This window comes from Mangrovitalea sediminis, from assembly GCF_002514725.1.
In the GTDB taxonomy this organism is placed as follows: domain Bacteria; phylum Pseudomonadota; class Gammaproteobacteria; order Pseudomonadales; family Oleiphilaceae; genus Mangrovitalea; species Mangrovitalea sediminis.
The window spans coordinates 75,296-87,908 of sequence record NZ_NTLB01000001.1 but is presented as its reverse complement, the minus strand read 5'-3'; the positions used below and the strand labels follow the sequence as shown (position 1 = coordinate 87,908).

Below are 12,613 nucleotides of genomic sequence, written 5' to 3'. Positions count from 1 at the left end.
TGACAATTTCCTGCCAGGCCTGGCTGTGTCAGGATCATTGCCATTCTAAAAGGAGACGCCCCATGTCCGAGATTCTGGTGAACCGCCGCGATCTGGCTTTTCAGTTGTTCGAAGTGCTGGAAACGGAAAAACTGACCGAGCGCACCCGCTTTGCCGAGCACAGTCGCGAGACGTTCGAAGCCGTCATCGAAACGTCCGACAAGATGGCCCGCGATCTGTTCGCGTCCCATAACGCGCTGGCCGACAAGGACGAACCGCGCTTCGTCGACGGCAAGGTGCAGATGATTCCGGACGTCAAACGCGCCTTCGACGCCTATGCCGCCGCGGGCTTTATTGCCGGCAGCTACGATTACGAACTCGGTGGGATGCAGTTGCCGGAGTCGGTGATGGCGGCCTGTAACGGCTTCTTCACGGCGGCCAACCCGGGCACGGCGGGTTATGCCTTTCTGACCAAGGCGGCAGCCAACCTGATCCGGGTGTTCGGCAGCGAAGCCCAGTGCCGCAAGTATCTCGAACCCATGCTGACTGGCCACTATGCCGGCACCATGGCGATGACAGAGCCACACGCCGGCTCCTCGCTGGCGGATATTCGCACCTCCGCCACGCCGACCGACCAGGGCCACTACCTGATCAAGGGGGCCAAGATTTATATCTCTGGCGGTGAACAGGAGATCACTGACAACATCGTTCATCTGGTGCTGGCCAAGATCAAAGGCGCCCCGGCGGGCGTCAAAGGCATTTCCCTGTTTATCGTGCCCAAGTACCTGACCGACGATGAAGGCAACAAACTGGGCCGCAATGGCGTGGCGCTGGCCGGCCTGATTCACAAGATGGGCTATCGTGGTACCACGTCGACTGCGCTGAGCTTCGGTGACGATGCGGACTGCCATGGCTATCTGGTAGGCGAGCCGCATCAGGGCCTGAAGTATATGTTCCAGATGATGAACGAAGCGCGGGTGGGTGTTGGCTTCGGTGCGGCGATGATCGGCTATCGGGGTTACATGCACAGTCTCGAATATGCCCGTGAGCGCCTGCAGGGGCGGCACCCCTCGAGCAAGGATCCGGAAACGCCGCCCCTGGCGATCATCGAGCATGCTGATGTTCGACGCATGTTGCTGGCACAGAAGAGCTACGTGGAAGGCGCCACAGCGCTATGCCTTTACGGTGCGCGTTTGGTCGACGACAGCAACACCCACCCGGATGAAACGATTCGTAGGGAATCCGGATTGCTGCTGGACCTGATGACGCCGGTGATCAAGGCTTGGCCGTCGGAGTATGGACCCAAGGCCAATGACCTGGCCATTCAGGTGTACGGCGGCGCGGGCTATACCCGGGAATACCCCGTGGAACAGTGCTTCCGCGATAACCGCCTGAACCCGATTCACGAGGGGACCAACGGCATCCAGGCACTCGATCTTTTGGGCCGCAAGGTCTGGCAGGCCGACGGCGCAGGTATTCAGGCGCTGATCCGGCGCATGCAGGTGGATCTGGAAGCCGCATCGGACAAGCGCTGCCAACAATGGGCCTACTCGCTGAGCGAGACGGTGCAGAAGGCGGTCAAGGTGACACAGACCCTGGGCAGCGCGCTCATGAAACAGGGCGCGGACCGGGCGCTCGCCAATGCCTCCTGCTATCTCCACCTGGTTGGGCATATCTGCGTTGCCTGGATGTGGCTGCGTCAGGCCAATGTCGCGACGAAAGCCCTGCAAACGGCGGGCTCGGAGGAAGAGCGGCACTTCTATAACGGCAAGCTGCAGGCGGCCCAGTATTTCTTCCACTGGGAGTTGCCGACGGTGGCGCAGGATATCGTGTTGCTGACCAACATGGACGATACCTGTCTGGAAATGTCGACGGACTGGTTCTGATACCGCCGAAGCGGTCCGACCCCCTTGGATAACGACAGGAGCTGAACATGTCCTTGATCACGGTTTCGCGGCAGGATCATATCCTGCTGATCGGCCTCAACCGGCCGGAGAAGATGAACGCCATGAACCGGGCCATGTATCACGACATTGCCGCGGCCTACGGTGAGCTGCAGCGTGATCCTGAACTTCGGGTCGGCTTACTCTATGCGCACGGCGACCACTTTTCCTCCGGCCTTCAGTTGGACGATTGGGCAGGGGTTTTCGCCAGCGGCCGGGGGCTCGAACCGGGTGAGGGAGAATGGGACCCTTTCGGTATCGTGACGCCTTCGCTGGATAAACCCGTCGTCTTTGCGGCGCAGGGTATCTGTTTTACCTGCGGCGTCGAGATGATGCTGAATACCGATGTGCGGGTGGTGGCGAACAACACCCGCTTTGCCCAGCTCGAGGTCAAACGGGGTATTTTCGCCTGCGGCGGTGCAACCATCCGGCTGCAGGAGGAGATCGGTTGGGGTAATGCTCAACGTCATCTGTTGACCGGCGATGAGTGGTCGGCTCAAGAGGCGTATCGCTGGGGCCTGGTGCAGGCGCTGACGGAACCCGGTGAGCAGTTCGACGTTGCCCTCGATATTGCGCAGCGCATTGCAAAAGCCGCTCCGCTCGGCGTACAGGGGAGTCTGCGTTCGTCGCGGACGGCGAAATTGCAGGGCCATGCTGCGGCGAAGGCGCGCCTGTTTCCGGACCTGCAGCCTGTAATGGCAAGCGACGACGTCAAGGAAGGCATTCAATCCTTCCTGGAGCGACGAGACGCAGTCTTCAAAGGCAAGTGATGCCTCTTGGCGACAGATGAATATTCCGGGACGATCCTGTCCCGGATGACCGTTTTGTCATATCGCTGCCCTTCCTTCGTTTCCCTTCCCGGGGCGATGCTGTAAGCCTTTCGGGTTCCTCGCTTTTCGCCCGTTTGTCTTCGAAATCCGCGGTTATCCCTTCGATTGTCAATAGGCCCAATCCCGTAGTGAGTCTTGTCGGGGATCGACGTTAAGGTCCTGTCACGGTACCTGATCCGGTAGACGCAGACCTACCCTGGATTTTAGGGCGGGACTTGGGCGTCTCTGGTCGCCACCGTGAGGACATATATTCAACAGAGGGACATCGTTATGAAAAAGTTGACTGCGGGTTTGGTGGTTGTCTGTTTGGCCCTGTTTATGGCCGGTTGCGGCAAGAAGAGCGACGACCAGAGCTCGACCGACAAGATGCAGAATTCGATGAATCAGGCGGCGGATAATGCCGGTGATGCCATGCGTAGTGGTGCCGATACCGTTAAGGATAAAGCCTCGGCGGCGGCAGATTCGGTGGGTGATGCGGCGCAGGAGGTTAAGAAATCCGCCAAGGATGCGTATAACAACGCAACGTCATCTGACAGCAATCAATAAAAACGCAATTCTGTGCTGTTCACACTGTGATTCGTCTGGAAAGGCGATTACTGTTTTGGGAAAGGAGCGCGCTGGGCGCTCCTTCTTCATCCCGCGTAACGTTGTAGTGGGTGTCATGAATTCACAAGGAAGGAGTGGCACATGTCGAAGTGCGCCCGCTATATTGCCTTGTCTGTTTTCTGTGTCCTGTTGAGCGCCTGCGCATCCGCGCCCAGCCATGACGTCGTGTTCGAGCTGAACAAGAAAGCTCCGTTCAGTTCCTATCGGACCTTCACTGTTCAATCCGTTCCGGAAAGCCATCCGCTGTCGCCGATTCGTATCATGCTGGTGCGGGGTATGAATAACGCCATGAAGGCCAAAGGCTACCGCGAAGACGATGGGGATTCCGCGGATCTGCTGGTGCGGTTCGGTACCCGCATCGAGCAAGGGGGGCGCCTGACCGAGGAGCAGATTCCCTTCGAGAAGGGATTACGGACCCGCTACGGCCTGGAGCCCCTGATGGAAGGCCGGGTGCTGGTGAACATCGTCGACATGCGCGAGAAGCGGGTGGTCTGGAAAGGGGAAATGCGCAAGCCGCTGAATCAGGTGGACCTCAGCAACGTCACCCAGGACCAGGTCGATGCCGCCATGAGCGAGCTGCTGGCATCGTTCCCGCCCCATTCGACGACGCCCTGAAGAGGGCGTCAGGATTCGATTTCCCGGATCTGTCGTTGCCCCGGAACCTGTCGTTGCCAGAATCGCCAACCTGCGACGCCCATCAGCACGATGCCCCCGGCGAGCAGGTAGAAGTAATAAGTGATGCAGCGCCAGATGAGGATGGCAGCGGCTGCGGTGCTCTTGGTCAGATAAGGGGCGAGGAGGGCGGCGCTGCTCAGTTCGGTGCCGCCAGCGCCACCGGGCAGCAAGGTCAGGTGGCCGGCGGCCATCGACATCATCTGCACGAAGAAGGTGTAGCCCCAGTCGATCGGGTGGCCAAGGGCGATAACGGCAACATACAGCACGCTGTAACGTAGCAACCAATGACCCGCGCAGAGGACAAAGGTGAGCATCAGGCGATAGGGTGACAGACGCAGGGTTGTTCTCACGGCGTTATTGAAACGTAGCTGGCTCCTTGCCCAGCGCAACCGGACGCTGCGTTTCAGGCCCAGTCGTTCCAGCAGGGCGCCACTGCGTTTCAGGGCCAGACGGTGATAACGGAAGAGGCTGAAGGCGGTAATGATCAGCGCAACCTGCGTGGCACCGATCGCACCCAGCAACCAGGTTGGCGCAAAGTCCAGATAGTGGTTGAGACCGTAGAGCAGCAGCGCCGGGAGTATGCACAGGAAAAACAGCAGATCGGTCATCTGGTCGATGACGAAGACTGCCGAGGCTTCCGAAGCCCGTACCTGATGACGCTTCAGCATGGCCGCCAGAATAAAGGGCGCACCTGAACCGCCCGGTGTGGCGTTGAAACCGCATTCGGTGGCGAGCACCGTGGAAAAGGCCTGGTGATGACGAAGGTTTCGGCCTTTCTCGCCGAGCAGCAGCCGCAGACGCCAGGCATTGAGATTCCAGCCGACCAGGACCAGTCCCAGCATCAGTAGTATCCAGTGCGGAGAAACGCCGGCCAGTTGGCGGAATGCCGCGCTCCCGCCAATCAGTGCCGGTACCGCAGCGGCCGCAACGACGGCGGCGAGAGTGAGTCCGTACCAGCGCTTCAAAACAGATCCTCCATCCACTCGCCTTTGGTGAGGGAGCGTCGCTGCTGTGCCAAGTCACAAATCGTTTCTATCCAGAAACGATGGGAGATGGCATGGCGCAAGTCAACCGGATGAATGGCCAGGCGAAGCGCCGGGGCCTCCTGGTAGCGGCGACGCTGCAGGCGGTTCCAGCGGTGGGACAGGGCGCGCCGGGCCGGACTGCGTGCACTCCAGACCAGTGTCGGAAGCCTCTGGGACCGCCACTCTGGAATCGACCAGGCATGACGGTGATCGGTGGTGTAGCGGAAGCCTTTGCGCCCCAGTATCTGGCGCCCGCCGTCGCTTAGCAGCCAGCCGGGGGCGACAAAGCCTTTCAACGGCCATCCCAGCCGCTGGAATACCCGCATGCCGGCTTCCAGTCGTTCCTCGGCCTCGGGCGCATCGAGGCCATAGAACTCACCTTCATGGGTCAGCAAACGGCGCATCAGGAATTCCCGGGGGTGCAGGGGCAGTGGCCGCTCGTCATGATGGTGATAGCCGTGCAGCACCAGTTCATCGCCTTCTGCAAGGCGATATTCCATGGCCTTGCAGAAGGCGGGATCGTTGTCGATGCGTCCCTGACGGTGGAAGTCGGGCACCACAAGCAAGGTACTGCGGATAGCCGGGCAGCGAGCTTCCAGTTCGTCGAGAAAGGGTTTGTACAGGGGCCAGGATGCCGGACAGACATCATGCAGTGAAACCAGCATGACCGGGTGGGTATCTCTATCGGCCTCAGCCATGGGACCACTCCAGCGCCAGGCGGTGCGGCATTCCCAGTACTTCCTCGTAGTGGCTGCACAGGCTGGCGATAATGACATCCCAGTCGTGATGTTTCTCAACGTGACGACGGGCGCGGGCGCCCATCATACGGACATCTCCGCTATAGAGATTGCGGACGGCCCGGGCCATGGCGACGGGGTCGTTGGCGCGTGCAAGGACGCCGCAACCCGGCGGTATCAGCTCCGGCAGGGCGCCGGCGTCGACGGCAACAACGGGAATACCGGATGCCATGGCTTCCAAGACTACCAGACCGAAGGTCTCCTGATCGCCGGCATGCATCAGGGCGTCGGCGCTGGCGAGGAGGCGGGCGACTGTCGCCGCGTCGCAGAAACGGTTGATGACCGTGACATTATCCGGCACGCGCTTCGGCATGTGGGAGCCAACCAGCAGCAGGTGATAGGCGTCACCCAACTGTTCCAGCGTACGCAGCAGCACCGGCAGGTTTTTCTCGCGCGCGCCGCGGCCGGCAAAAATGAGCAGGCGGCTATCTTCTTCCAGCCCCAGTTCACGGCGAAGGTTCGGGTCGCGGTGAGCGGGGTTGAACGTGTTCAGGTCGACTCCGAGAGGTTGTACGGTGACGTCGTCCACACCGCACTGATGGAGCTGGTCCGCCATCACCTGACTGGGGGCCAGCACCAGGTCGAACTGCCGATACAGCAGCCGGACATAGAGCCTGATTGCGGGTAGCGCGGCTGCCCCAAGCCGGTTGGCAAGCAGGCGAACCAGATCGGAATGATAAAAGCCGACGACCGGCACGCCGAGTTGGCGACCGGCCCGCAAGGCGGCCCAGGCGGGAACATAGGGGTCACCGGCTTCGATGATATCCGGTGCCAGCCTGACCAGCTCCCGGACGATGGCGCTCCGCCTGAGCGGGAAACGATAGCCATCGGAGAAGGGAAGGGGCGGCGCTGGAATTTCGATACAGTCTTTGGTCTCGCGACGCCGACGCCCGGGGATTACCAGATGGTGGGTAATACCGGGAAGCTGACTGAGGCGTCGTCGCTTGGCGTCGAGATAGGTCCGCACGCCGCCGCTGTTTGGTGCGTGGAAAAGTGTGACATCCGCAATCTGCACATGCGCCTCCTTAGCAACCGTGTCAAATCCTGGGGGCACTGTGGCGTCTGGCTGAGACGTCCGTCTCTTGATGCCGGGCGTTCAGAACCCGGATTCCAGCGCTACCCCGACGATCCGCTTCAGGCCGCCCGTTGCCAATATCGGCATGAAGGTCGGCCATTCTCTATGCTCTTTTGTCAGAGTTTTGTGAAAATTTTGGGATCGTTAACGCGATTTCAACAGATTATGCCGGAGTTGGTTGGTTACGGATTAGTCATTTGCTGACGAGTTGACATGCCTCAAGTCGGAAGCATCAGTCCGGTGATTGGCATTGTGCTGCGATGGCGGAGCGCTGCCAGCCTTTTCGGTTAAGGCAGTTGGGGGAGCGGCAGGCGATGTATCAGGTCGCGAATGCCCTGGTTCCAGAGTTCCCGAACGGTCGTGAAATGCGCATCGCTGTCATCGATCCGGTGGCGCTGGGAGGCATCGAGGCTGTCGTTGCGGTAGACCATCAGGTCGAGGGGCATGCCGACGGAGAGGTTACTCTTCATGGTGGAATCGAATGAGATCAACGCGCTCTGATAGGCCAGTTCCAGGCTGGTGTCGTAATTGACAACGCGATCGATGACCGGTTTGCCGTATTTGGATTCGCCGATCTGGAAATACGGGGTATCGCTCGTGGCTTCGATGAAATTGCCCTGCGGATAAAGCATGAACAGGCGAGGTTCCTCACCGGCGATCTGGCCACCGAGTAGCATGGTACAACCGAAATCGACGCCCTGGCACTGCTGTTGACCCTGTGCGTCGCGGTGCAGGACCTCGCGCAGGGTTTCGCCGACCAGTTCGGCGGCATCGTACAGGGTGGGGACATTCAACAGGTGATCGCCATCACCGCCATGGGTGCGGCTTCGCAACAACGTGATGACGCTCTGGCTGGTTGCCAGGTTGCCCGCCGTCAGTATGACCAGCACGCGGTTGTCGCGCGCTTCGAAAACATGCATCTTGCGGAACGTGGAGATATGATCGACGCCCGCATTGGTGCGTGAGTCCGATGCGAAAACCAGCCCATCGGCAAGCCGCATAGCGACACAGTAAGTCATTTCCAGTCCTGCAACAGACACCGTCAGTGGAAGCTTCCGGGACAGTGCCGTCCCAGGATCACCTGCATTCTAGCCGGTTATTGCTCGTTTGCCATCCTGCTGACGAGGGCACTCGCGCTCAGGCTTTCCTGTCCGCCGCCATAACGTATGCCGCGTACCGGTGCGGCTTCCAGATAGTCGAGTCCGACCGCCAGCTTAAGATGGCTGTCCGGCATCAGGAGTCCGTTGGCCACGTCAAAGGTGTACCAGCCGTCGTCGATCCAGACTTCAGCCCAGGCATGGCTGGAGATGTGATCGCCATCCTGGGTATGGATATAGCCGCTGACATAGCGTGCGGGCATTCCGAGATGGCGGCAGCAGGCAACAAAGATATGGGTATGGTCTTGGCAGACGCCGGCGCCGATGGCGAAGGCCTCTGCGGCAGTATGAGAAACCGTGGTGGCTCCTGGCGTATAGCGTACCGTCGACAGCAGATCCCTCATCATTGCCTGCAGGCCGTCGTAGTTGGGCGGGTACTGTTCGGCGAACCGTCGCAGTTCGTTGTCGGGTTCTGTCAGTTCCGTCTGACGCAGGAAGACCTGTGGCGGCACACAACTGTCATGGGTACAGATATCGATACCCTTGAGATCCACGGTGCCGACGGCGCGGATAGTGATCTCCGGCTGAGGGTAGTCGAGGGTCAGGACGGTCAGGCGGTTGCCATAGCCGTCGTCAATCTCGTTGGCGTCGCCCGGCAACTCCAGGTGCCAGTCGAGTATCTTTTGCTGTTCGTTATTCTTTGGTGTCAGGCGCAGGTACTGGATGCTGGCCCGGACTTCACCTTCGTAGCCGTAGCAGGTGTCATGCTCGATGTGCAGTTTCATGCGACCCCCATGTAATCATTCTGGATCTGGTCGGCAATCTGGTTGATGCGGGCCAGGAAATCGGTGAGGTATTCGTGCAGTCCGCGATCGGCGATGTATTGGCGGTCACCGTAACGCAGATTGGCGGAAAGGCTGGTGGCCAGCCGTTTTGCGGCGCGCCCGGCGTCTCCCTCGATATGTGCGAGCAGTTCGGCGGTTTCGTGCAGGCAGGCGCGCAGCGAACGCGGCACGTCGGGATTGAGAATCAGCAGTTCGGCGACGTTCTCGGACGACATGCGGTCGGCATAGATCGACTGATAGGCCTCATAAGCACCAAGGGCGTGCAGTAGGGCCGTCCATTCGAACAGGTCCCGGGCCGATTCGGTGTTTTCCAGGCTGGTGGACAGGTGGTAGTGTGCATCCAGTATCCGAGCGGTGTTATCAGCGCGCTCGATAAAGGTGCCCAGGCGCAGGAAACGGAAGGCGTCGTTCCGCAGCAGGGTCCCGTAGGAGGCGCCCCGGAACAGGTGGGAGCGTTCCTTGACCCAGTCGAAGAAGCGGCTGACCGATGACTCCGAGACACCGCGCTGGCGGATGGCTTTCATGTCGAGCCAGGATGAGTTGATGCTCTCCCAGACATCCGCAGTGATATTACCGCGGACATGGTGGGCGTTATCCCGGGCGGAGCGGATACAGCTGAAGACGCTACCGCCGTGCTGATCGTTGAGCAGTAGGAAATCGATCAGGTTCTGTGCGGTCATGTCCTCGTAGAGTTCGTAGAAGGTGTCGGTGGTGCCGGATATCGTGAGGGGCGCGATCAACTGTTGCTCGCGGTCACTGTTGGTTTCCATCAACGCGGCGGTCAGACTCACGTCCAGCAGTCGTGCGATGCTTTCCGCCCGCTCCAGGTAGCGGGCCATCCAGAACAGGCTTGAGGCAGCTCGGCTCAGCATTCGGAATCCTCCAGCACCCAGGTATCCTTGGTTCCGCCGCCCTGGGATGAGTTCACCACCAGGGAATGCTTGCGCAGTGCGACCCGTGTCAATCCGCCCGGCACCATCTGGATGCGTTTGCCGGTCAGGACGAAGGGACGCAGGTCGATATGACGCGGCGCGATGCCCTCGTCGACCAGGGTTGGGCAGGACGACAGGCTCAGGGTCGGCTGCGCGATATAGTTATCCGGTCGAGCCTTGATGGCGTCGCGGAAACGCTCGATTTCCTCGCGCGAGGCTCTGGGGCCGATCAGCATGCCATAGCCGCCCGCGCCCTGGGTTTCCTTCACCACCAGGTCGGAGAGGTTGTCCAGCACATAGCGCAGTTCCTCCGGCTTGCGGCACTGCCAGGTCGGCACGTTTTTCAGGATCGGTTCCTCGCCCAGGTAGAAACGGATCATGTCCGGTACATAGGGGTAGATCGACTTGTCGTCCGCGACACCGGTCCCCAGGGCATTGGCCAGTACCACCGTGCCCGCCCGGTAGGCCGCAAACAGGCCAGGGACGCCGAGCATGGAGTCGGGCCTGAAGGCCAGAGGATCGAGAAACGCATCGTCGAGTCGGCGATAGATGACATCCACCCGTCGCGGCCCTGCCGTGGTACGCATGTAGACCTCGTTGTTATGGACGTAAAGGTCCGCACCCTCGACCAGTTCGACCCCCATCTGCCGGGCGAGGAAGGCGTGTTCGAAATAGGCACTGTTGTAGCGGCCTGGTGTCAGCACCACGATGCAGGGGTTGGGTTTGAGTGTGGACGCCTGCAATGTCTCACGCAGCATGGCTGGGTACTGCTCGACCGGCGCCACCGCACAGCGGGTGAAGAGTTCGGGGAACAGCCGCATCATCATCTTGCGGTCTTCCAGCATGTAGGACACACCGGACGGGCAGCGCAGGTTGTCTTCGAGGACGTAATAGTCGCCATCGTTGTTGCGTACCAGGTCGATGCCGGTGATATGGATATACAGGTTGCGGGGCAGGTGGAGCCCTTGCATGGCCGGCTGGTATTGGGGGTTGGCGAAGACCTGTTCCGCCGGTACGAGCCCGGCCTTGATGATGTCGTGATCGTGATAGACGTCAAACAGAAAACGGTTGAGTGCGGTTACCCGCTGGCGCAACCCGGCTTGCAGGATATGCCATTCGGTGGCTGGGATAATGCGGGGGATCATGTCGAAGGGGATCAGGCGTTCGGCGCCCTGGGATTCCCCGTAGACGTTGAAGGTGATGCCAACTCGGTGAAACAGAAGGTCCGCCTCACGGCGCTTTTCTGCGATAAGTTCATCGTCGGTCTGGGTCAGCCAGTCGTGGATCACCTGATAGTGCGGGCGGATCTTATTGTCGGCGTCGAACAACTCGTCATAGCCACCTTCTGGTGGCAGGTGCATTTCCATGCTGCTGTCCTCACAGGCTTTCACGATGGTTCAGCAAACGCTGTGCCACCGAAACAGGGGCTTCAAACCTACCTTGAAGGCCCTCTGTGCACCTCAATGGTGCGAGTGAGTTAGCGGCTATCTTCCCTGCGCTGAATTGGGGCGGTCGGGTTAAACGTTACCCGATGACGACTCAACACAGGGATCGCCGTCGTTGCCTGAGCGCTGATTATCAGCCTACCACAATAACTCCCGCCCCTCCGCATGCCAGAAATGCCCCGTATTCTCGAGGCTGAGCTCGTCCATCCGCGCTACCAGTCGCGCCGCGGCCACCTGCGGGCTGATGTGCCCCTGATGACCGGTCATGTCCGTCATCACGTATCCTGGATGCAGCAGCCCGACGGCGATGCCCCGTGGCCGGAGATCGACGGAAAGGGTGCGGCCCGCGGCGTTGAGGGCGGCTTTGCTGATGCGATAACCGTAGTAGCCGCCTTCTTCATTGAGGGCTATCGAGCCGAGTATGCTGCTCATCAGGCCGATCTTGCTGCCTGGGTTCAGGTTGTCGAGGAGTGCGAGGGTCAGGCGCAGCGGTGCCAGGGTGTTGACCTCGAATTGTTCACGAACGCGGTCGATATCCATGTGATCGAGGGTTTCCCGCCCCAGAATGCCGGCGTTGTGATAGAGGATGTCCAGTGGACGTCCCCGAAGTGCATCGCGCAGTCGCTGGATATCGCTGTCGCGGGTGACATCGATGCCGTCCAACACCTCGACGCCGAGGCGACCGAGTGCATCGGAGTTCTGTCGGCAAACGGCAATCACCTGATCGCCACGCTGGTGCCAGGCACGCGCCAGTTCGAGCCCGATGCCGCGGTTGGCGCCGGTAATGAGAATCGTCTGTGACATGGGGGAACCTCCTGATATTTTTAAACTGGTGACTTTGGGGATGGACAGCGTTGTGATTGGATTGACCGTTCCGTCATCCGATACGGAGAAATAAGATGCGATTTTTCAAGGAATTCAGAGAATTTGCCGTCAAAGGCAACGTAGTCGATATGGGGGTCGGTATCGTCATCGGAGCGGCCTTCACTTCGGTGGTCAATTCGTTGGTCAAGGACATTTTCAGCCCCTTCCTTGGGCTGCTGACGGCCGGGCTCAACTTTTCCGACTGGTTTCTGGTCGTGCATCCCGGGCATCATGGCGGGCCTTACCATTCGCTGCTTCAAGCCCAGGCCGATCAAGCACTAACCCTCAATTTCGGCATTTTCCTCAATACTGTGGTTAGCTTCCTGATTGTCTCGCTGGCCCTGTTTTTTGTGGTGCGGGCCATCAACAGTGTTCGGCGGCCCCACGATGCCGTCGCCGATCCGGCGGATAACCGGGAGTGTCCCCGTTGTTACTCCGCGATTGCCAAGAAGGCTTCACGCTGTCCCTTCTGCACCTCCGACGTCACGCCGGAGGCCTGA

The 12,613-nt window shown here is 60.1% G+C and carries 13 protein-coding genes; 5 read left to right on the top strand and 8 right to left on the bottom strand.

Going from position 1 to position 12,613, the window contains the following annotated elements:
• Positions 1 to 62: 62 nt before the first annotated feature.
• From CLR77_RS00405 to CLR77_RS00390, 4 genes are all read left to right on the top strand, one after another.
• Positions 63 to 1,865 carry an acyl-CoA dehydrogenase gene (locus CLR77_RS00405; protein WP_097458622.1) on the top strand — a complete coding sequence of 601 codons (1,803 nt, stop codon included), beginning with the start codon at positions 63 to 65 and terminating at the stop codon, positions 1,863 to 1,865.
• A 47-nt stretch (positions 1,866 to 1,912) separates the two neighbouring features.
• Complete coding sequence (locus CLR77_RS00400) at positions 1,913 to 2,692, top strand: crotonase/enoyl-CoA hydratase family protein (protein WP_097458621.1); 780 nt, start codon at positions 1,913 to 1,915, stop codon at positions 2,690 to 2,692.
• A gap of 330 nt (positions 2,693 to 3,022) precedes the next feature.
• A complete protein-coding gene (locus CLR77_RS00395; RefSeq protein ID WP_097458620.1) occupies positions 3,023 to 3,298 on the top strand; it encodes a hypothetical protein in 276 nt (91 codons plus the stop codon).
• Between the two features lie 141 nt (positions 3,299 to 3,439).
• Entirely contained in the window at positions 3,440 to 3,973 is a 534-nt protein-coding gene (locus CLR77_RS00390) for a DUF4136 domain-containing protein (RefSeq protein ID WP_097458619.1), read from the top strand.
• Positions 3,974 to 3,981: 8 nt separating this feature from the next.
• Here the strand turns inward: CLR77_RS00390 and CLR77_RS00385 are convergent, their stop codons facing one another.
• From CLR77_RS00385 to CLR77_RS00350, 8 genes are all read right to left on the bottom strand, one after another.
• Entirely contained in the window at positions 3,982 to 4,998 is a 1,017-nt protein-coding gene (locus CLR77_RS00385; protein ID WP_158227082.1) for a lysylphosphatidylglycerol synthase transmembrane domain-containing protein, read from the bottom strand.
• Positions 4,995 to 5,756: a DUF2334 domain-containing protein gene (locus tag CLR77_RS00380; protein ID WP_097458617.1), complete on the bottom strand. Its 762-nt coding sequence runs from the start codon at positions 5,754 to 5,756 to the stop codon at positions 4,995 to 4,997. Before CLR77_RS00380 ends, CLR77_RS00385 begins: the two co-directional genes overlap by 4 nt.
• Positions 5,749 to 6,870 (bottom strand): glycosyltransferase family 4 protein, encoded by a 1,122-nt coding sequence (locus tag CLR77_RS00375; protein WP_097458616.1) that lies wholly within the window; start codon positions 6,868 to 6,870, stop codon positions 5,749 to 5,751. Before CLR77_RS00375 ends, CLR77_RS00380 begins: the two co-directional genes overlap by 8 nt.
• A gap of 347 nt (positions 6,871 to 7,217) precedes the next feature.
• The gene (locus CLR77_RS00370; protein ID WP_097458615.1) at positions 7,218 to 7,949 is read right to left on the bottom strand and encodes a proteasome-type protease; all 732 of its coding nucleotides are present in this window, start codon (positions 7,947 to 7,949) and stop codon (positions 7,218 to 7,220) included.
• Positions 7,950 to 8,026: 77 nt separating this feature from the next.
• Positions 8,027 to 8,812 (bottom strand): transglutaminase family protein, encoded by a 786-nt coding sequence (locus tag CLR77_RS00365; RefSeq protein ID WP_097458614.1) that lies wholly within the window; start codon positions 8,810 to 8,812, stop codon positions 8,027 to 8,029.
• Positions 8,809 to 9,744 (bottom strand): alpha-E domain-containing protein, encoded by a 936-nt coding sequence (locus tag CLR77_RS00360; protein ID WP_097458613.1) that lies wholly within the window; start codon positions 9,742 to 9,744, stop codon positions 8,809 to 8,811. Before CLR77_RS00360 ends, CLR77_RS00365 begins: the two co-directional genes overlap by 4 nt.
• Positions 9,738 to 11,165 carry a circularly permuted type 2 ATP-grasp protein gene (locus CLR77_RS00355; protein WP_227519813.1) on the bottom strand — a complete coding sequence of 476 codons (1,428 nt, stop codon included), beginning with the start codon at positions 11,163 to 11,165 and terminating at the stop codon, positions 9,738 to 9,740. Before CLR77_RS00355 ends, CLR77_RS00360 begins: the two co-directional genes overlap by 7 nt.
• 222 nt (positions 11,166 to 11,387) lie before the next feature.
• A complete protein-coding gene (locus CLR77_RS00350) occupies positions 11,388 to 12,053 on the bottom strand; it encodes an SDR family oxidoreductase (RefSeq protein WP_097458611.1) in 666 nt (221 codons plus the stop codon).
• A gap of 95 nt (positions 12,054 to 12,148) precedes the next feature.
• Here CLR77_RS00350 and mscL point away from each other — a divergent pair, with 95 nt between their 5' ends.
• Positions 12,149 to 12,613 (top strand): large conductance mechanosensitive channel protein MscL, encoded by a 465-nt coding sequence (mscL, locus tag CLR77_RS00345; RefSeq protein WP_097458610.1) that lies wholly within the window; start codon positions 12,149 to 12,151, stop codon positions 12,611 to 12,613.